The sequence below is a fragment of the Alteromonas sp. WD8-37 genome (assembly GCF_055326825.1).
The window spans coordinates 662,148-682,190 of record NZ_JBUZOV010000002.1 but is presented as its reverse complement, the minus strand read 5'-3'; the positions used below and the strand labels follow the sequence as shown (position 1 = coordinate 682,190).

The 20,043-nt window shown below is 51.9% G+C and carries 14 protein-coding genes; 11 read left to right on the top strand and 3 right to left on the bottom strand.

What is annotated here, in order from left to right:
* The first annotated feature begins 123 nt into the window (after positions 1 to 123).
* Together ACTUJZ_RS08445 and ACTUJZ_RS08440 are read left to right on the top strand one after the other, a co-directional pair.
* A complete protein-coding gene (locus ACTUJZ_RS08445) occupies positions 124 to 4,656 on the top strand; it encodes an EAL domain-containing protein (RefSeq protein ID WP_463635942.1) in 4,533 nt (1,510 codons plus the stop codon).
* A gap of 470 nt (positions 4,657 to 5,126) precedes the next feature.
* Positions 5,127 to 5,288, top strand: a complete 162-nt coding sequence (locus ACTUJZ_RS08440; RefSeq protein ID WP_463635851.1) for a hypothetical protein — start codon at positions 5,127 to 5,129, stop codon at positions 5,286 to 5,288.
* Between the two features lie 51 nt (positions 5,289 to 5,339).
* Here ACTUJZ_RS08440 and ACTUJZ_RS08435 read toward each other — a convergent pair whose 3' ends face one another.
* The 3 genes from ACTUJZ_RS08435 to fadI all read right to left on the bottom strand — a co-directional run bounded on the left by ACTUJZ_RS08435 (position 5,340) and on the right by fadI (position 9,257).
* Entirely contained in the window at positions 5,340 to 5,555 is a 216-nt protein-coding gene (locus ACTUJZ_RS08435) for a hypothetical protein (protein WP_463635850.1), read from the bottom strand.
* Positions 5,556 to 5,724: 169 nt separating this feature from the next.
* Positions 5,725 to 7,947 (bottom strand): fatty acid oxidation complex subunit alpha FadJ, encoded by a 2,223-nt coding sequence (gene fadJ, locus ACTUJZ_RS08430; RefSeq protein WP_463635849.1) that lies wholly within the window; start codon positions 7,945 to 7,947, stop codon positions 5,725 to 5,727.
* Entirely contained in the window at positions 7,947 to 9,257 is a 1,311-nt protein-coding gene (gene fadI / locus ACTUJZ_RS08425) for an acetyl-CoA C-acyltransferase FadI (protein ID WP_463635848.1), read from the bottom strand. Before fadI ends, fadJ begins: the two co-directional genes overlap by 1 nt.
* A 314-nt stretch (positions 9,258 to 9,571) precedes the next feature.
* Between fadI and ACTUJZ_RS08420 the strand changes: the two genes are divergently transcribed.
* From ACTUJZ_RS08420 to ACTUJZ_RS08380, 9 genes are all read left to right on the top strand, one after another.
* Positions 9,572 to 10,528, top strand: a complete 957-nt coding sequence (locus ACTUJZ_RS08420; protein ID WP_463635847.1) for an AAA family ATPase — start codon at positions 9,572 to 9,574, stop codon at positions 10,526 to 10,528.
* A 3-nt stretch (positions 10,529 to 10,531) separates the two neighbouring features.
* Complete coding sequence (locus tag ACTUJZ_RS08415) at positions 10,532 to 11,476, top strand: DUF58 domain-containing protein (RefSeq protein WP_463635846.1); 945 nt, start codon at positions 10,532 to 10,534, stop codon at positions 11,474 to 11,476.
* Positions 11,477 to 11,482: 6 nt separating this feature from the next.
* The gene (locus ACTUJZ_RS08410) at positions 11,483 to 11,992 is read left to right on the top strand and encodes a DUF4381 domain-containing protein (protein WP_463635845.1); all 510 of its coding nucleotides are present in this window, start codon (positions 11,483 to 11,485) and stop codon (positions 11,990 to 11,992) included.
* Complete coding sequence (locus ACTUJZ_RS08405) at positions 11,985 to 12,995, top strand: vWA domain-containing protein (protein WP_463635844.1); 1,011 nt, start codon at positions 11,985 to 11,987, stop codon at positions 12,993 to 12,995. Before ACTUJZ_RS08410 ends, ACTUJZ_RS08405 begins: the two co-directional genes overlap by 8 nt.
* Positions 12,992 to 14,959 carry a vWA domain-containing protein gene (locus ACTUJZ_RS08400; RefSeq protein ID WP_463635843.1) on the top strand — a complete coding sequence of 656 codons (1,968 nt, stop codon included), beginning with the start codon at positions 12,992 to 12,994 and terminating at the stop codon, positions 14,957 to 14,959. The genes ACTUJZ_RS08405 and ACTUJZ_RS08400 overlap by 4 nt, the downstream gene beginning before the upstream one ends.
* 4 nt (positions 14,960 to 14,963) lie before the next feature.
* A complete protein-coding gene (locus tag ACTUJZ_RS08395; RefSeq protein ID WP_463635842.1) occupies positions 14,964 to 16,694 on the top strand; it encodes a BatD family protein in 1,731 nt (576 codons plus the stop codon).
* A gap of 25 nt (positions 16,695 to 16,719) precedes the next feature.
* The gene (locus ACTUJZ_RS08390; RefSeq protein WP_463635841.1) at positions 16,720 to 18,570 is read left to right on the top strand and encodes a DUF885 domain-containing protein; all 1,851 of its coding nucleotides are present in this window, start codon (positions 16,720 to 16,722) and stop codon (positions 18,568 to 18,570) included.
* Positions 18,571 to 18,780: 210 nt separating this feature from the next.
* Complete coding sequence (locus ACTUJZ_RS08385) at positions 18,781 to 19,293, top strand: sigma-70 family RNA polymerase sigma factor (protein WP_463635840.1); 513 nt, start codon at positions 18,781 to 18,783, stop codon at positions 19,291 to 19,293.
* Entirely contained in the window at positions 19,286 to 19,993 is a 708-nt protein-coding gene (locus ACTUJZ_RS08380; RefSeq protein WP_463635839.1) for a DUF3379 family protein, read from the top strand. The genes ACTUJZ_RS08385 and ACTUJZ_RS08380 overlap by 8 nt, the downstream gene beginning before the upstream one ends.
* Positions 19,994 to 20,043: the final 50 nt, after the last annotated feature.

Sequence of the window (20,043 nt, the reverse complement as noted above, 5' to 3'; positions counted from 1 at the left end):
AATTGTTTATTAATTGAGCCACCTTACTGATAAGTGTCAAAAAACTGTTGTAGAGCGATACTGATTTGGGCATATTGGTATCACAGCAGGGCAACAGGGATCACTGTGCCCGCTCAACTAATAATGATAAGGCTATTAAAGCCACGCAAAGGTATTTTGGTGCGCTCAACCACTGCTCGCTTATTGATAAGTTTGTTGCTGATCTGCGGAATTGGATTTTCTTCAGCCTGCTACAGCATTTCTGTCAAAGACATCTATTTTGAAGAGCTGACTCTTCGGGACGGCTTGGCTGATGTCACCATTCTGGATATCGCCGAAGATAAAGACGGTTATATCTGGATTGCCACATTAGGTGGCTTACATCGCTATTCCGGCTATGAATTTAAGCACTATGCCGCATCGGATGACGACCCACATTCGCTTCCATCTTCTTTTGTAAGAGAACTCCATATCGATGCTAATGGCGAGTTGTGGGTAGGCACTACAGAAGGCATCGCTCGCTACCAACCCCAACAGGATAATTTTGTCTCATTTTCACAGTCGAACTCGGCGCTAAAAGATCATAATATTTCGTCGATTAATCATACTGTTGATAACAAAATGATTTTTGCAGCCGGTACCAGGCTGTACGCGCTGGATGAATCCTCCAGCAAACCTATCTCCTACCACTCCTCATTAATCTTCGATTCAGAGATCCGCACCATTCATGACGAAGCATCAAAGATGTTTGTTGGAACAGCAAATGACGGTCTTTTTATCTGGGACAAATCTGAGCAGAAGCTATATTCGGCAAAAAATGTTAATCCATGGTCGATTTTTGTCGAGGCGCAAACAGTGCATGATATTGCTGTGATTGATGGTGATTATTGGTTCGGTACCAACGAGGGGGCGTTTCAGGTTGGTGCCAATGGTAAGCAAAAAAACATCATTAATGCTGAAAAATTCCCCAAGCTTGGTACTGATGTAGTTTTCAACATTTTTAGTGTGGGCGATCAGATTTGGCTAGGCACTGACAACAATTTATCAATTTATAATCCAGAGGCTGGTGAATTTGAATCTATTGGTCCCGAGAGTGCAGAGCTTACAGGCTTAGAACAACGTTATATTCTTTCGTATTTTAAAGATTCAACTGGCAAGATATGGCTGGGGACTTATGACGGACTATATTTTTACAATTCAAAAACCGCTTTTGTACGCTTTTTATCAAATGAAAAAGCTTTTCAGGAAAAGACAGACGGTAATGCAATCTGGGGCCTTCGCGAGGACCACGAAGGAAATATCTGGTTTGTGACGCAAAGCGAAGGCATTGGGAGATTTAATCCTAGCACAGGTTCGATCAAGTACTTTCTTGAAGATTTAGAAGTCACAATGTGGGATATGTTTATCGATGATAAAGGCTTTTTCTGGATAGCCACTTCATCGGGTGTATACGTGTACGATATCGACGAAAATGGCAAGCAAACCTTGGTAAAAGTTGTGTTAGAGAACAATTTTATTGATAGCTTCGTAGTCGACAAAGCGAAGCTATGGGTTTTTATCAGGGGAGAGAAATTTTCACTGATAGCTATTAATACAAAGCTGTTGTTAGAAGATTATAGTATCCAAAATAAATCCCAATTCATTGAACTACATGAGCTCGATATAAAGAAACCAAATTTAACAGCGACATATGCAGACGACGAAGGAAGAATTTGGCTAAATAGTTTTGGCTACCTTGGTTTATACGATCCGATTAAGCAAGAAATAGTAAAGACACTTTCTAATGAAGCGGATTTATCTTCAAAAATATCACACATCCATGAATGGCGAAATGCTTATTGGTTACTGAGCCTTAATGGCACTATCATGCAATACAATAAGAAGAGTCTAGAGCTTAAACGACAGGCAAAAATGAATGACGAAATAGCTGTCGCTATTTCTGCCATAAATGTTGGAAATGAGTTTTGGGTAAGTGGAGATAAATCAATAATGAAAATTGATTTATTACGTCTGAAAATCATTGATGAAGTTCATATAAGCGAGCTAAATTATAACGATTTTTACGAAGAGTCAGTCCTAAAGCTTTCAAGTGGCAATATCGTTTTCGGAGGAGCAAAAGGCTTTAATATTATTGAACCAGAAAAAGTTGCCGCGAGGTTAGATCCCGACCGCGCGTCCCCTTCTCCACACATTATTAATATAAGAATTTTTGGCACAGAAAAAAATTCGGGGGAGCCGACAAATCTTCTTTACAAACAGCAGTCTATTATTGCTCTTAACAGCGATGAATCCAGATTTAGCATAGGATATGAGCTGGTCAATCCCTCGAATGCTGAACTAGTCAATTATCGTTATCGCTTATCAGGTTATGATGAAGATTGGATCGATGCAGAAGGCTTACGCTTTGCCCAGTTTAATAATATTCCTTTTGGTCAGTATACCTTTGAAGTGCAGGCCAAAGAGCGCAATGAACAATGGTCAGCTTCGGCCACCCAGCAGATTGTAGTAGGCAGGCCACCCTGGCTACATACTGCTGCGTTAGTGTTCTACGCAGTGGTAATCAGTGCATTTCTATTATTTATTTTACGCCAGTATCAAATTCGAAAACAAAATCAGCAGGCCATTAAAGAGTCTGAAGAACGTTTGAAACTGACTCTGTGGAGTAGTGGCGACGAACTGTGGGACTGGGACGTATACCGCGGCCAGGTGTATCGCTCGAACACCTGGGGTACCTTGGATTTTCCACAGGATAACATCCGCACCACCAGTGCCTATGACGCCAATATCCATCCCAATGATATCCTGCGCGTGCAGGAAACGTTGAAAGCACACCTGGAAGGGCATAGCGAGTACTATGAGCTGGCTTACCGGGCGAAAACTTTTAATAATCAGTGGATATGGATCCTGGATCGCGGCAAAGTGGTCGCCCGAGATCACAATGCACAGCCGGTGCGTATGACCGGTACACTGAAAAACATCCATCACTTAAAAGAAGCTGAAGAGCAGCTGAACCTTTTTAAACGGTCCATCGAGAACATCTCTGAAGGCGTATTTATTACCAGCACCAACTTTAAGTTTATCTCGGTGAATAATGCATATTGTACCTATACCGGCGAAACCCGCGACCAGGCTTTGGCCAGCTATTTATATTTCCACCAGTATCCAGAACCTTTTACCGAAGAAATTAAAAAAACGCTGAAGGTAAAAGGTAACTGGTTTGGCGAAGTGGAGACGGCCCGGGTTAATGGTGAAAAGTTTGAGATCGAGCTGAATATTGATGCGGTGCACGATGAAGACGGCAAGATAAGCCATTTTGTTGGCGTATTTTCCGATATCACGTCGCGCAAGAACACCGAAAAAGAGCTGCTGAAGCTGGCCAATGCGGATCCGCTTACCGACTTGCCAAACCGCTCTTTTTTCCAGGCCAGCCATCAAAATCTGGTCAGACGGGCAGAGACTCATGCCCTGCTCTGCCTGGATATGGACAATTTTAAAAAGATTAATGACTCACTAGGCCACCAGACCGGCGATGTGCTGATTAAGCAAATTGCCAAACGTATACAGCGCATGAGCGGCACCGCTGCTACCTGTTACCGATTGGGCGGCGATGAATTTAGCATCTTGCTTGAAGATCGGTCTGACATTCACACCATCACGCATTTTGCACAGGGCCTGCTCGATACCCTGTCGCGGCCCTTTATCATCAATAAGCAAGAGTTTGTGCTGGGCGCCAGTATTGGTATCGCGTTTTACCCGGAAGACGGTGCGTCGTCTCAGGAAATGCTCAAAAATGCTGATACCGCCATGTATTTTGCCAAAAATAATGGCGGGAACAGCTACAAGTTCTTTAGTGGCGAAATGAACCAGAATGCAGTGCGTCAGCTGCAAATTGAAAACCTGATCCGCCAGGGCATCAAAGACGATTTGTTTACCGTGTATTACCAGCCTAAGGTCGATATCAGCACCGGTCGGTTAGTGAGCATGGAAGCGCTGGTACGTTTTGAGCATCCCAGTAAGGGGATTGTCAGCCCAGGGCAGTTTATTCCGTTGGCTGAACAAACCGGGCAAATCATTGAAATTGGTGAACAGGTATTGCGCAAAGCCCTGACCGACACTAAGCGCTGGGTCAGTGAAGGTATTTTCAGTGGCCGGGTGGCGGTGAATATCTCTGCCAAGCAATTTGAACTGCCTGATTTGGATGACCGGATTATCCGCATCTTAAACGAGGTAGGTTTGTCTCCGTTGCATCTGGAATGTGAGCTGACCGAAGGCACTTTGATGGAAAATCCGGAGCAAGGCCTACGTATGATGGAGCGGCTGCGCGAACGGGGTATTCATCTGGCGCTAGACGATTTTGGTACCGGCTATTCGTCACTGGCCTACCTCAAGCGTTTTCCGCTTAATACCCTGAAAATCGATAAAGCCTTTATCGATGATATCGCCAACAGTAATGTTGATCGCCATATGGCCGCCTCCATCATCAATATCGCCCACAACCTGGGCCTGAAAGTGGTGGCCGAAGGCGTGGAGCATGAAAACCAGCTAAGCATCCTGCGCCGCTATGAGTGCGAAATGTTACAGGGCTATTTGTACAGTAAGCCATTACCGGCTGATCGTTTTGAACATCTGTTGAACGAAAACCAGCAACTGCACGAGTTAATTAGCCGTCAGCGTTAAACAGGCGGGCCGCCCGGCCCGCCCTGTGAGCCTGTTCTTGCTGGATAGCTGACAACCACATTCTCTGTGCACACCGTTGCTATACTCTGCTCATTGTTTGTCTGCTTCATCTTGTGCTTTATACCCCTGCTCGTCGAGAGCAAAGAGCCTTTGGCACGCGGCAATCCTACGGTCTGGACGATAGCGCCACTCTACGTTTTTCACAATTTATTAGGTACCCGCAACCTGAGTATTGAAGCGGGCGTGTTTAACACATGGCAATTTTATGAAGCAATACAGCGAATTAACCATCATGTTACTTTTCTGCGTCATTTTTTTGACACGCAAAAAAACCTCTTAAATTATTGATTTATAATGATTTAATTTTTTCCTTCTAAATAAAAAGGTTGGCACGTAACTGGCAATAATTATTTCGTACCGCTGCTTCGCGGTTTGTTTGTTCAAAAATAATTATTAAAGGAAGAAATTTTATGTTGAAAGCATACGCAGTTGCACTTGTACTGACCAGCAGCGCCCCTACGACTACTGCCGAAGAACAGCAGAATGTGCGCCCTCTGGAAAACAAAACAGAGACCACCACTGAAGTTAAAAAGCTTCGCCCGAGAAACTGCCTTTGTGGTTGGATTAACTAAGAAATTATAGCCAGAAGAGGCATTCCGAGCTGCCTCTTCTGCTCTTTGCTATCAGGCGTTAAAATAAACAGCCTGTCTGCCAGAAGCTTTCTGGATATGAATAAATCGATGGATGGTGAATAACGGCACCAGCATCGGCCCCATGACCAAACCTCCTAGCGCCCAGTTTTTTCTTTTCATGCCTGCTTTTGTCGCTTCGACAAAAAAATAGCCGCCAGAACCCAGCGACAATAGTGTCAGCCACACAGGCCACAACGCAACAACCACACACAACTCCTATTGCTAAAACAAAGTACCGGCAAAAATTGTGCGCAAATTATACCCATTGCAGCAAAAATGACCACCCGTGATCTGCTTATGTTACAAAAAAAGAAACCCCACCGTGGCAGCGCCAGGTGGGGTTTTCTATTGTAGGGTACAGCCTTACACAGACTGTTTAATAAAAGGTTTGCTGTTCTTTTTGCATGCTTACCAGAAGGTCACAGGGTGCAAACTTATCTGAGACTTTGTCAGCATAATGATTTAGCTTGCTAACCACTGTGTCGATACCCAGGCTATCCATGTAGCGGAACGGGCCGCCCAGGAACGGCGGGAAGCCGATACCAAAGATGGCGCCAATATCACCGTCACGGGCATTGCGGATCACCTTTTCATCCAGGCAGCGGGCTGCTTCGTTCAGCATCATCAGTACACAGCGCTCGGCCACTTCCTGCTCACTGCGGCTGGAAGAAGGCTGTACACCCAGCAAGGCGTAGATACTTTCATCCACTTCCTTACCTGGCTTTTTACCTTCATACAGATAAAAGCCTTTGCCATTTTTCTTACCTTTACGGTCGTCGGCCAGCACCTTGTCAAAGGCATCCGGTGCGGTAAACCGCTCGCCAAATGCATCAACCAGGATGGGGATAATTTTAGTACCTACATCGATGCCTACTTCATCCAGCAACTTCACCGGGCCCACCGGGAAGCCAAACTTCACCAACGCTTTATCTATATGCTCGATAGGCTCACCCGCCAGCATCAGATTAGCCGCTTCGTTCATATAAGGGGCCAAGATCCGGTTGACATAAAAACCGGCACCGTCTTTTACCACTACCGGGGTTTTGCCTTGCTTACGCGCAAAGGCCACGGTGGTCGAAATGGTTTCGTCAGACGTTTTTTCATGGGCAATGACTTCAGCCAGTGGCATTTTGTCCACCGGTGAGAAGTAATGTAAACCAATCACATTTTCCGGGCGCGTTGCCTTGGCAGCAATCTGACCAATAGGAATTGATGACGTGTTCGAGGCAAAAATGGTTTGATCATGACAATGCGCTTCAACATCCGCCACCATCTTTTGCTTTAACTCAAGATCTTCAAAGACCGCTTCCACGACCATATCTGCATCCTGAAAACCACGATAATCCAGGCTGCCGGTCAGCAGAGCCATCTGCTTTTGCATCTCGGTTTTACGCATAAAGCGCTTTTTGACCTTTTGATTCAAGAGGTCATAGCTGTACTTCATGGCATGTGCGATGCCTTCAGGGCGAATATCTTTGATACGCGCAGGTACGCCAGCTTTGACCGCGGTGACATAGGCAATACCGCCGCCCATCAGACCACCGCCCAGCACACCAGCTTTGTGCACAGCGCGTGGCTCTACGCCTTCTACACCGTGTTCTTTTTTCATTTCAGTGGTGGCAAAAAAGATCTGACGCAGCTGATAGGACTCTGGCGTCATCACCAGCTCACCAAAGGCCTTGGCTTCGGCGCGCAGGCCGGCAGCCATGCCTTCGCTCATACCAGTTTCAATGACATCGATGATTTTACCTGGTGCCGGATAATTACCTTTAGTTTTGCTCATCGTCTGTTCGCGGGCTTTTTTAAACACCACGCCACGGCCCATGCTGTTTTGTTCCAGCAGTTTATTCATCATGCCGCGCTGCGGTGCTTCGCGGTGCGGTTTGCGCTTCAGAGCAAATTGTTCTGCCACATCCATCAGCACACTGTGTGGCACTACCTCATCCACTATGCCGTATTTTTTGGCTTGCTTGGCACGGGCCGGCGAACCGGTCAGCATCATCTTCATAGCTTGCTGAATACCAATCAGGCGCGGCAGACGCTGGGTACCGCCACTGCCTGGGAGCAGGCCCAACTGCACTTCTGGCAAGCCCACCTGAGTGGCATTGGCATCGGTACAAACCCGGTAATGACACGCCAGCGCCAGCTCTAAACCGCCGCCCAGCGCCGGGCCGTGAATGGCGGCCACAAAAGTGGCGCGCATTTTTTCGATACGGTCGAACACCGCCTGGCCATCGCTGGCCAGCTTTTGTGCATCAGCAGCGGTCTGGCAGGCAGCCAGCATGGAAATATCCGCGCCGGCTACAAACGACTTTGCCTTACCACTGGCCAGCACTACCCCTTTGATGCTTTTATCGGCATCAATGTCATCCAGCATGGCGTTGATTTGCTCACCGAACTCCGCCTTAAGCGTGTTCATGGATTCGCCGGGCACGTCCATGGTCAGGATCGCCACACCATTGTCTTTTTTCTCCAGCGTGAATGCTGAAGCTGGCTGGGCTGTTGATTGCTCTTGTGTTTGATCCTTGGTTTGATCCTGGGACTGTGCCTGAGTCTGGTCCTGGGCTTTGCTTTCGTTTTTGGTGTTTTGTTCAGTCATTATTCTGTCTCCACAATCATTGCCGCACCCAGACCGCCTGCTGCACACGCGGTCAACAAGCCGGTGCCGCCGCCGCGTCGTTGCAGTTCATTCAGCATTTGCGTGATCATACGTGTGCCGGTGGCTGCAAACGGATGGCCATAGGCAATGGAGCTGCCCATCACGTTGAATTTATCCATATCGATTTCACCGGTGGCTTTGTCCCGGCCCAGTTTTTCACGGGCAAACTTGTCGCTGGCAAACATTTTCACGTTAGCCAACGTTTGGGCCGCAAAGGCTTCATGCATTTCAATCAGGGTTAGATCGTTTAATGTCATTCCTGCCCGGTCCAGCGCTATGGGTGACGCGTATGATGGACCCATCAGCATATCTTCCCACACATCAATGGCCGAGAATGCATAGCTCTTGATATAACCGAGCGGCGTGTAGCCCAGCTCTTTGGCGCGGCTTTCGGTCATCATCAATACCGCCGACGCACCGTCAGTTAACGGCGTCGCGTTGGCTGCGGTCACTGAACCGTATTTTTTATCAAACACCGGGCGCAACTTAGCATAGCCTTCCAGGGTTGAGTCGAAGCGTACATTGTTGTCCTGGCCCAGCGCGCCTTTGTACGGCTCGGCGTAGGCGGTCATCACTTCATCGGCGAGTTTGCCGGCTTCCCAGCTTTGCGCGGCCAGAGAATGCGAGCGATGCGCCAGCTTATCCTGCTCTTCACGGCTGATGTTATGGGTTTTCGCCATTTGCTCAGCGGTTTGGCCCATCGACAAGCCGGTAGAATACTCAGCCACCGCCGGAGGTACCGGCAGCAGATCTTTAAAGCTTAAACGCTTAAAGATATTGAGCTTCTGGCCCATGGTTTTAGCTTTTTGTAAATCGACCAGTGCGCGGGCCAGATTTTTAGAAACACCGATGGGCGATACAGAGGCAGAGTCGGCCCCGCCTGCAATCCCTACTTCGATGTTACCGGCCAGCATGCTCTCGGCAATGTTAACGGTCGACTGGAAACTGGTGGCACAGGCGCGAGATACGCTGTAGGCATCAGTATGCACATTCATGCCGGTGCCCAGTACAATTTCCCGGGCAATATTGGGGGCTTCTGGCATCTGCACTACCTGGCCGTAAACCACCTGATCCACCAGCTTCGGATCTACCCCGTTTTTGATAAGCAGTTCATTAACCACCATCTTGCCCAGGTCCACCGCCGGAACCCCGTGAAAATAGGTTGCCATTTTTGCAAACGGCGTACGCAGTCCAGACACAATCGCAATCCGATCGCCTGAGCGTGTTGTTACATGTTGTTTAGTCGCCATAATTAACCCGAATCTATTGCCACTTTAAGTGGTCTGACCTGTAAGTATTCCGATTTTACAGACAATCATCGAAATAGCAAATACGTTGCATGTGGCTGTGTAAACCACCGCAAACATTTGTGCAACCGCCTGATCGTGCTGGCGATTTGCAAATAAATCATTGCACCTGACCGGCAGCATGCGATGATAACCGATACCGACTTGAAGAAGCCGACATGAACCATATATGGAGAGAATGGTCTGTAAAAGCACGGTGTGCTTACCGTCGTCACACAACCTTTATCGCCACATAAAAATCACGGAATAACAACATTATGGCAGCAGCGCAGTTTCAGCAACTTCAAACCTATCTGAATTCGCAGATTATTGGTCAGGCCCCCCTGACAACCAGTTTAATGATTGCATTGTTGGCTGACGGGCATTTGCTGGTAGAAGGCCCGCCGGGGCTGGCTAAAACCCGCGCCATCAATGCGCTGGCCAATGGCCTGGATGCTGATTTTCATCGCGTTCAGTTCACCCCGGATCTGTTACCGGCAGATTTAACCGGTACCGATATTTATCGCCCCGAAACCGGCAAGTTTGTGTTCCAGCAAGGGCCGCTGTTTCATAACCTGATGCTGGCTGATGAGATCAACCGTGCACCGGCTAAGGTACAGTCTGCGCTGCTCGAAGCCATGGCCGAACGCCAGATTACCGTGGGCAGTAAAACCTATGCCCTGCCCCCGCTGTTTTTAGTCATGGCCACCCAAAACCCGCTGGAGCAGGAAGGCACCTACCCGTTGCCGGAAGCCCAGTTAGACCGCTTTTTGATGCACGTAGAAATTGATTACCCGGGCGCAAATACCGAATTGGACATTTTGCGCCTGACCCGCGATGAAGCATTGCAGGCTGGTAGCGGCGCACCGGCCAAAATGAGCCAGCAGGATATCTTCGCCGCTCGCAAAGAAGCGCTGGCGTTACATATGGCGCCAGAACTGGAACAGTATCTGGTGCAGCTGATTATCGCTACCCGCCAACCGGCCAGCCTGGATGATGAACTGGCTCAGTGGATTGAATTTGGGGTAAGCCCCCGTGCCACCATCGCCCTGGACCGTTGTGCCCGTGCCCACGCCTGGCTGGCCGGGCGCGACTTTGTCGGCCCGGATGATATTCAGGCGGTGGCCCACAATGTGCTGCGCCACCGGATCATCTTGTCCTATCAGGCCGAGGCCCAGGGCATCACCACCAATCAGGTGCTGGATAAGATTTTACAACTGGTTGCTGTGCCCTAGCCTATGTTAGTTGATTCTGCCGCCTGGCTGCGCACGCTGCACAGTGACGGGCTGACCCTCACCACCGACGAGTTACTGCGCTATCGCCAGTTGCACCGGCTGATTAATTTAACGCCGTCGCGCCAGCGCCATGCGGCAGTGGCCGGTGCGTACCTGAGCAAGCATAAAGGCCGCGGGATGGAATTTGATGAAGCGCGCCATTATCAGGCCGGTGATGATATCCGTGCCATTGACTGGCGAGTCACCGCCCGGACCGGTAAAACCCACACCAAAATCTATCGTGAAGAGCGCGAACGGCCGGTTTTTGTGTTATGCGATTTGTCACCATCAATGCAATTTGGCACCCAACTGCTGCTTAAAAGTGTGCAGGCTGCACACCTTACCGCATTGATCGGCTGGGCAGCCGCCCAGCGTGGCGACAAGGTTGGTGCCTTACTGTTTACCGCTGATGGCCATCATGAACGCAAGCCTATGGCCCGGGCCAAAGCAGTGCTGGCAATTTGCCAGACCATGATCCGCTTACAGCAGGAAGCCTTGCACGCCAGCAACGCTTCAGGCACGGGGTTTGTGGATGCCTGCGCTCGTTTACGCCGGTTATCCCGCCCTGGCAGCCTGGTGTATATATTGTCGGATTTTGAGCAACTGGACGCCAATGCTAATCAGCATCTTGCGCACATTGCCCGCCATTGCGAAACCAAAGCTGTGATGATTTCCGATCCGCTGGAAAACACCCTGCCACGGCCAGCCGGCCAGCGCAGCGTGGATGTGACCGATGGCATCAACCGGCAAACCTGGCAGCTGGGCAATGCCCGGCAACATCAGCAGTATGAACAGCAACGCCAGGCGCACATGCAGACCATCGGCGGACTGTTGCAGCAAGCTGCTATTCCGTTGCAACATATCAGTGCCGGCCTGCCGCTGGAACAACAACTGGCCGGGGCTCGATAACGATTCATGAACGAACAACAACAAGCCTTATTGGCGCAATTAAAAGACATCCATAAAGCCAGCCCTGATAGCTGGCCCCCGGGTTGGGGCTGGTGGCTGGTGGCGGTACTGGCAGCAGGCCTGATAACCGCAGCGCTGATTGCCTGGCGACGCCATCGCCGGCACACTGCCGCCCGCCGCCAGGCCATAAACGCCATTAACACTGTGTCGGACAGCTACAATGACTGGCCCAGCCAAATCAATCAAATATTAAAACGTACCGCTCTGGCGTATTTTCCGCGCCACAGTATGTCCGGGTTATACGGCCAGCGCTGGACCCAGTTTATGCTGGCGCAACTTAAGCGCCGCCAGCAGCAGCACTTAGAAGCAGATCTGCAGTGCCTGCAGGAAATGCTGTATCAACCAGCCCACCCTGATCCGGATCAGTTTGAGCGCTGCCGTAAAGCCGCCTTGCTGTGGCTCAAAAAAGCCCGTTTGGGCACATTCAGCACGCCCGCTGGAGCCAGCCATGTTTGAGTTTGCCTGGTGGTGGGCGTTTGCTGCCCTGCCCTTACCCTTATTGATTCGATTGCTGCCAGCCCGGCCACGCCAGGCAGAAGCTGCGCTTAAAGTGCCCCAGTTATTGCCCGGCCAGCGCGCGCTGCCCACCGTCAATAGCCAGCCGAAAGCGCTGGCGGTGACCCTGGTGCTTATCTGGATCCTGTGCGTGACCGCGGCCGCCCGTCCGCAATGGCTGGGCGAACCGGTCAGTATTCCCAGTGAAGGGCGCGAGATGATGCTGGCGGTGGACTTATCCGGCAGTATGAAAATTGCTGATATGCAGGTCAGCGGCCAGCAGGTCAACCGATTGACCATGATAAAGTCTGTGTTAGATGACTTTATCGCGCGACGGGTTTCTGACCGTCTCGGCCTGATTTTATTTGCCGATACAGCTTATTTGCAGGCACCGCTGACCTTTGACCGGGCCACCGTCGGTCAGCTGTTAAATGAAGCAGTGATTGGGCTGGTGGGTGAACGCACCGCTATTGGCGATGCCATCGGCCTGGCCGTCAAACGCTTAGATGCCCGTGAAGAAGGCAACAAGGTCTTGATCCTGCTCACCGACGGCCAGAACACCGCCGGGAATATCACCCCGCAGCAAGCCCAGGAGCTGGCAGTCTCATCCGGAGTGACCGTGTACACCATCGGGGTGGGCGCCGATCGCATGCTCATTGACAGTGTCTTTGGCAGCCGCCAGGTTAACCCGTCTCAAGAGTTGGATGAAGCGATGCTGACCCGCATTGCCCAGGCCACCGGCGGCCAGTATTTTCGCGCCCGCGATACCCAGGAATTAGCCCAGATTTACGCGCGGCTGGATGAACTTGAACCCATCGAAGGTGACAGCCAGAAGTTGCGCCCCCTCAGTGCACTGTATTACTACCCACTGGGGGCTGCGCTGGGGCTGGCAGCCATACTGTTGGTGATCGCCGGTTGCCGTCGTTTTCTGGCCCGTGCCCGCCACAATGAGGTAACAGAATGAGTATGGTCTGGCAGAATTTTCATTTTTTGCGGCCGGAATGGTTATGGGCGTTGCTACCCCTGGTGGTACTGGTTGCGCTATATCGGCGGGCGCAACGCCGTCAGTCCGGCTGGCAGGGTGTTATCGCGTCGCACTTGTATCAGCAAATGGTGTTAGGTAAACCGCAAAAACCCTCATTTTTGGTTGCCAATTTGCTGGCCGCCTGCGGGCTATTCGCCATCCTTGCCATGGCCGGGCCCACCTGGGAGCGCTTGCCGCAACCCGTGTATCAGATAAAGGCCGGCCAGGTGGTGGTAATGGATATGTCGTTGTCCATGCGCGCCACCGATGTGTCACCGGACCGCCTGACCCGGGCTCGTTACAAAGCCATTGATCTGGTTAAAGCGCTGAGCGAAGGCGAAACAGGACTGGTGGTGTATGCCGGGGATGCCTTTATCATTAGCCCGCTGACCGCAGACTACCGCAATTTAGAAGCGCTGATCCCCAGCCTGAGCCCGGAAATTATGCCGGAAGCCGGCAGCGATCCCTACGCGGGCCTGACGCTGGCCGACGAACTGCTGGCCAATGCCGGCTATCAGCAAGGTAATATTGTGTGGATCACTGATGGGGTCGGTGCCGATCAGATGGCTGAACTGCAGGAATTATTAGCCGATGCCAAATATACCGTGCACGTGTTAGGCGTAGGCACCGCGCAGGGCGCGCCCATTGCCCAACAAAACGGGGAACTGGTGAAAGATGATCGCGGTCAGATTGTAGTGCCAAAACTTATCGCGCACCGCCTGGAGCAACTGGCCGGGCTGACCGGTGGCACCTACACCTCAATTCAAGCCAATGACCAGGATATCCGGGCGCTGACCCGCGCCATAGATAACAATGCCTTGCCGGCTGCTCAGGCCGAAGATGGCCCCACCCGGCAAGGCGATCAGTGGCAGGAAATGGGGCCTTACCTGGTGCTGATGCTGCTGCCCCTGATGGCGTGGCTGTTTCGGCGCGGGCTGGTGCTGGCACTGGTTGCGGTGGCCTGTTTACCTGTTACGCCTTCCCCCGCACTGGCTCAATCCCCAGCTACCGCCGATACGCCGGCCGCAGCGGATGTGCAATTGTCATGGTGGCAACGGGCATTTAACAATGCGAACCAGCAGGGTGATCTGTTATATGAACAAGGAGCCTATTCTCAGGCCGCCGATACTTACACCGATCCAACCTTAAGCGCTGCGGCGCTGTACCAGGCCGGCGATTATGCCGCCGCCCAGGCCATCTACAGCCAGCAGGACACTGCGGAAGCGCATTACAATCGCGCCAATGCACTGGCTCAGCAAGGCCAGTTTGCCGATGCCATTGCTGCCTATGATGAAGCATTGGCCCGCCAGGCAGACTATCCGGACGCCCGACACAATAAACAGCTGGTTGAAAAATTACTTGAGCAACAACAGCAGCAACAGGAACAACAGTCTGAGCAAAATCAGCAAGATTCCTCGTCGGGTGACCAGGAAGAGCAACAGCAGGCGGGCAATGAGTCGTCAGCTGATAACCAGCAAAACAGTGGTGGCGAATCTGATCCGTCACAAGCATCAGGCCAGGATGGTGCGCAGGACAACAGCACCGAACCGGCGCAGTCAGGTGGCCAGCAGACACCACCCCAGCAGCCTGATCCTGCCGATAACCAGCGCGATGAACAGTCAGCGCAGCAACCAGGCGATGAGCCGCCGGCTGATAAAGCCCAGACGCAAGCGGCCGAACAAGAACGTGACGGCCAGGCTGAGCAGCAAGAGTCGGCACCTGAGACAGCGGCCACCTCTGCCAGCAACAGCCTTAGTGACGCTGAGCAGGAAAATCTGCAACGGATGGAAAATTTAAAGCGGCGGGTCCCCGATGATCCGGCCTTTTTACTTAAACGCAAAATGCAACTGGAAGCGCAGCGCCGGCAACAACGCCGCCCGCCTGCCGACCGGCGAGAATGGTAGGAACATGATAATGAAACGTGTGGTGAGCATCTTGCTGATGTGGTGCTTAAGCGCGCTGGCTCAGGCACAGGTCAGCCGGGTAGAGGCTTCGGTGAATAAAACCACTATTATGGTCGATGAAGCGATTGAGTTGTCGGTGACCGCCTATGGCGACCCCGCGCGGGATGCTTTTGACAGCACTGTGTTGCTAGAAGATTTTGTGGTGGGACGTACGTCCACCAGCAACCGCACCAGCATCGTCAATGGCACCCGCAGCCAGAGCACCACCTGGACCACCATTTTATTTCCGCGCAGCGAAGGCACTTTCACCATTCCGGCGCTGGATATTGAAGGCCAACAAACCCAGCCGATTACTATTGAAGCGCTGGCAGTGCCCGATGCCAATGCTGACACCCAGCCCGCCAGGGACTATTACCTGACCACCGAGGTCAATAACGACGAGGTATATCTCAATCAGCAGCTGCACTATACATTGAAGTTGTATCTGTCCACCGATATTGAGCGTGGCAATCTACAGCCGCCGGAGATGAAAAATGCCCAGGTGCGTCAGCTAGGTGAAGACGTACGCGAGATGACCATTGTGCAGGGGCGCCGCTACCAGGTGATTACCCGCAAGTTTGCCATTGTGCCTCAGCGTTCGGGCGAATTTACTATCCGAGGCCCGGTGTTCACCGGAGAAGTTCAGGCCCCCAACACCAACACCCGATTTGGCTTTTTCAACCGTACCCAGACCATCAACCGGCTGGGCCCGGATATTGTTATCAATGTAAAACCCAAACCAGATGATGTGGATTACACCTGGCTGCCCAGCGAAAAGGTGGAGCTACACGAGGAATGGCCGGAACAAACCCGCTTTGTAGTGGGAGAACCGGTGACCCGCACCCTGACCCTGACCGCCAGCGGTGTGGTTGAAGAAATGTTGCCCGAACTGGCCCAATCCTACCCGCCGCATTTTAAAACTTATCCGGACCAGACCCGCACCGCAACCGTAGATCAGGGCGATGCGCTTATCGCGCAGCGGGTCGAATCGGTGGCGGTGATCCCCACCCAGGCCGGCAAAACCATTTTGCCGGAAGTGACCGTCCCCTGGTACAACGTTACTACCGGGCAGACCGAACTGGCGCGGATACCGCCGCGCTCCATCACCGTAGAACCCGCCCCAAATTCTGGGGCCGCTTCCGGCTCGACGTCCGCTAACAACACCGCGCCGCTGGTGGCAAATCCGCCAGCTGCCAACCCGGTAACACCGCCCGTCTCTGCACCGGCAATCGGCGCGGCCAGCGCAGGAGCGCCCTGGTGGTGGGTGTGGGCGTTGGCAGCAGCCTGGTTGGTGACCCTGATTGGCTTGATCGCCGTGCTGACTTTGCAGCGCCGCAAGCCAGGGGCAGCAGCAAAAAAACCGGCCGCTTCGTCCAATGAGGCGGCGCGCTTTAAGGCACTGGAGCAGGCTATCATGCAAGGGTCCCCGGGGCAGGTGCAAGCTGCGCTGGCGGCCTGGCTGCACAGTATTGGCGCGCCCGCCGCAGCGGTGAGCCGGCCGGCCAACTGGTTATTAACTGCGCCGATCCAGCCATTCGTCGATCAGATGTTGGCATCGGTCTATGGCCATGGGCATACTGAATGGCACCGTGCTGCACTGCGTGATGCTGTGCGTCAGGCTCGGCAGCAATGGCAACAACAACATTCAAAATCGGCCCTGCCTGGCTTGTACTCGCCAGTGCTAAGCCGGTCATAACAACAAAGATAACAAAGGGAACCATATGCAATCACCATTTAAGTTGGGCGCGCTGGCGCTGGCTGTCTCTACCCTACTGGCCTGCTCACCGGCCCAACAAACTAACGAAACCAGCCCGGCCGAGACCGAGCAAAGCCAGGCCCAAACTCAAAACGAATCGCAGCGCTTAGAAGCATTTTTTGAGCGTACCTTTGAAGAAGATCTGAAACGCTCGCCAACCTCCCAAAGCTACCTGGGCTACAAATGGGATTACGACAAGTGGGACGATATCTCGGAAGAAGCTCGGGACGATGAGATGGCCCGCTACAAAAACCGTTTGGAAGAGCTGGATGGCTTTGACCCGGAAAAATTGTCTGAGCAGGAAAAACTGAGCATTGAGTTGTATCGCTATCAGTTGAACCTGAATCTGAAAAATGATGAGTACCGGCATCATACTTACGTGGTCAATCAGTTCCGTGGCCCGCACACCATGATCCCCAGCTTTTTGATCAATATCCACCGGGTGTCTGAGCCATCGGATGCCCAGGCGTATATCAGCCGCCTGGACAAGGTAGAAAAGTATTTTGGCCAGGTCATCGATCAGATGAAACTGCGGGCTGAAGCCGGTGTATATCCGCCGGCCTGGTCCTATGATCAAATGATTCAGGCTGCCGAAAATGTGATCACCGGCGCGCCGTTTGATAATACCGACACCATGTCCACCATCTGGGAAGATATCAATAAAAAAATCAGTGAGCTGGACATTGATGACAGTGAAAAACAACGCATGCTGGGCGAGGCCAAGGCCGCCTTGCTGACCTCAGTGGAGCCGGCATACCAGTCGCTGATTGCTGAATTTAAAGCTCAGCGTGAAAATACCCCCGAAGGTGACGGGGTGTGGCGCCTGCCCGATGGCGACAAATGGTATAAAAACCGCCTGGCACACTACACCACTACCGACTTAAGCGCCGATGAAATTCACCAAATCGGCCTGGACAATGTGGCGCGTATTCATGAGCAGATGAAAGCCATCATGCAGGAAGTTGAGTTTGACGGCACCTTGCAGGAATTTTTTGCATTCATGCGTAACGATGAGCAGTTTTACTATCCCAGCACTGAGGAAGGCCGCCAGCGCTATCTTAAAGAAGCAAAAGTGCATATCGACAACATGCGGGATGCCCTGCCCGAGTATTTTGGCCTGACCCCAGAGGCCAAGATGATTGTTAAGCGAGTTGAACCTTTCCGCGAACAGTCGGCCGGTAAAGCGTTTTACCAAAGCCCGGCGCAGGATGGCAGCCGTCCGGGGATCTATTATGCCAATCTGTATGACATGATGGATATGCCCATTTACCAGATGGAAGCGCTGGCGTATCACGAAGGGATCCCCGGCCACCATATGCAGCGCGCCATCGCTCAGGAACTGGAGGGTGTGCCGATGTTCCAAAAATTCCTAAGTGCCACCGCCTACACCGAAGGCTGGGGCTTATACAGTGAAGAACTGGCCAAAGACATGGGCTTTTATAAAGACCCGTATTCAGACTTCGGCCGACTGGCGATGGAGCTTTGGCGTGCTTGCCGATTGGTAGTCGATACCGGCATTCACAGCCAAAAATGGAGCCGTGAAGAAGCGATTGACTATCTGGTAAGCAATACGCCCAACCCGAAAAATGACTCGGTGAAAGCCATCGAGCGCTATATTGCGCTGCCGGGCCAGGCCACCGCCTACATGATTGGAAAACTGAAAATCATGGAATTGCGCGAAAAAGCCATGACCGAGCTGGGCGATAAGTTCAGCTATCCCGGGTTTCATGATGAGATCCTTAAAGACGGCCCGGTTCCACTGTCTGTGCTGGAGCAAAAAATCAATCGCTGGATTGAAGCTACCAAGGCCAACTAACCGTGATGAGTCGGCCGGGTATCTCCTGCCCGGCTTACTGATAGGCTTACGCAGCGCCGGCCATCCGGCGCAATTTCCCATGGGTATTGCCGCAATTCCCACCCGCCGGCGCTGACAATACGTTATAGTTAACCGTATCATTCCCTCCACCTGTGCAAAAAAATGTTGTGGTCGCGAAAGAATCCTGTGCCCGGGCAGGTCTTATCTGGCATGAAAGCAAAACAACAACGCTACGAAGCCCTGGTGCATGCATTTCACGCTGATATTTATCGCTATGCGTATTATCTGGTGAACGATCCCTCGGTAGCCGAAGATATTGTGCAGGAAACCTTTTTGCGTGCCTGGCGCTCGTTGGACTCGCTGCAGGATCAAAAAGCCGCTAAGTCGTGGCTGATTACGATTGTGCGGCGCGAAAATGCCCGGCGCTTTGAACGCAAACAACTGGACATTGTTGATTATGATGAGCACAGCATTGCCGATGAAAACGGCAGTGCGGAACGCTTTGTGCAGGACAGTGAATTTGAACGGCTGCTGAAAGGGTTGGCCATCGAATACCGGGAACCGCTCATACTGCAATTGTTGTTTGGCTACACCGGCGAGGAAATTGCTAATCAATTAGAGCTGAATAAAAACACCGTGATGACGCGTTTATTCCGTGCCCGCAATCAGTTAAAAGAGACATTGAGCAAACAGCATGAAGTACGAGGAATCAATAATGGATGAGTTAGAGTTTCGGCGCCGTGTGTACGCCGACCCCGACACCATTGATCCTGATGTGGTTCGTGCCGCTGAACTCGATCCTGAAAAACGCAAATTTATTGAGCAGATGCGGCAGATGAATCATGGTCTTAAACAGGCCGCCCGGGTGTCTGTGCCCGATGATTTGGCGCATAAACTGATTTGGCAGCAAACCGCTGAAGATTTTTCCCGCCGTCAGCGTAAGCAGCGCTGGTACATAGGAGTGGCCGCCTCAGTAGCCCTGACCATGGGTATTTTAGGCACCCTGTGGTTCACCGCCACGCCATCGCAACTGGAATATCATGCCCTGGCCCATGTCACTCATGTCCCCAAAGAACTGCCCCATTCAGCACAACCGGTCAACCTAAATCAGGTCAACGCTAAGCTCGCCAGTTTTGGTGGCCAGCTCACCGCGGCCATTGGCAATATTAAAGTGGTTAATTTTTGCCATTTGCAAGCCACCCGAAGCTTACATCTGATTTTAGATACGCCTCAGGGCAAGATGTCGGTATTTATTGTGCCGCCGGACAAGGCCGCCGAGATACCGGCCCGGTTTGGTAACCAGCAGTACGATGGCACCAGCTTTGGCTTACAGCAGGCCAGTGTAATGGTGGTGGGTGCCAAGGGCACCAATCTGGACGAGCTGGCCGGTAAAGTACGCCAGAGTATTCGTTTTTCAGCCTGAGTCAGGCTCGCTGCATCCTCACGTGCTTATTTAATACTTTGAATTTGATA

Excerpts from the sequence above, each read along its gene's own strand:
- ACTUJZ_RS08445 (WP_463635942.1), top strand. The coding sequence starts at position 124 with ATGATAAGGCTATTAAAGCCACGCAAAGGTATTTTGGTGCGCTCAACC.
- ACTUJZ_RS08440 (WP_463635851.1), top strand. The coding sequence starts at position 5,127 with ATGTTGAAAGCATACGCAGTTGCACTTGTACTGACCAGCAGCGCCCCT.
- fadJ (WP_463635849.1), bottom strand. The coding sequence starts at position 7,947 with ATGACTGAACAAAACACCAAAAACGAAAGCAAAGCCCAGGACCAGACT.
- fadI (WP_463635848.1), bottom strand. The coding sequence starts at position 9,257 with ATGGCGACTAAACAACATGTAACAACACGCTCAGGCGATCGGATTGCG.
- ACTUJZ_RS08420 (WP_463635847.1), top strand. The coding sequence starts at position 9,572 with ATGGCAGCAGCGCAGTTTCAGCAACTTCAAACCTATCTGAATTCGCAG.
- ACTUJZ_RS08415 (WP_463635846.1), top strand. The coding sequence starts at position 10,532 with ATGTTAGTTGATTCTGCCGCCTGGCTGCGCACGCTGCACAGTGACGGG.
- ACTUJZ_RS08410 (WP_463635845.1), top strand. The coding sequence starts at position 11,483 with ATGAACGAACAACAACAAGCCTTATTGGCGCAATTAAAAGACATCCAT.
- ACTUJZ_RS08405 (WP_463635844.1), top strand. The coding sequence starts at position 11,985 with ATGTTTGAGTTTGCCTGGTGGTGGGCGTTTGCTGCCCTGCCCTTACCC.
- ACTUJZ_RS08400 (WP_463635843.1), top strand. The coding sequence starts at position 12,992 with ATGAGTATGGTCTGGCAGAATTTTCATTTTTTGCGGCCGGAATGGTTA.
- ACTUJZ_RS08395 (WP_463635842.1), top strand. The coding sequence starts at position 14,964 with ATGATAATGAAACGTGTGGTGAGCATCTTGCTGATGTGGTGCTTAAGC.
- ACTUJZ_RS08390 (WP_463635841.1), top strand. The coding sequence starts at position 16,720 with ATGCAATCACCATTTAAGTTGGGCGCGCTGGCGCTGGCTGTCTCTACC.
- ACTUJZ_RS08385 (WP_463635840.1), top strand. The coding sequence starts at position 18,781 with ATGAAAGCAAAACAACAACGCTACGAAGCCCTGGTGCATGCATTTCAC.
- ACTUJZ_RS08380 (WP_463635839.1), top strand. The coding sequence starts at position 19,286 with ATGGATGAGTTAGAGTTTCGGCGCCGTGTGTACGCCGACCCCGACACC.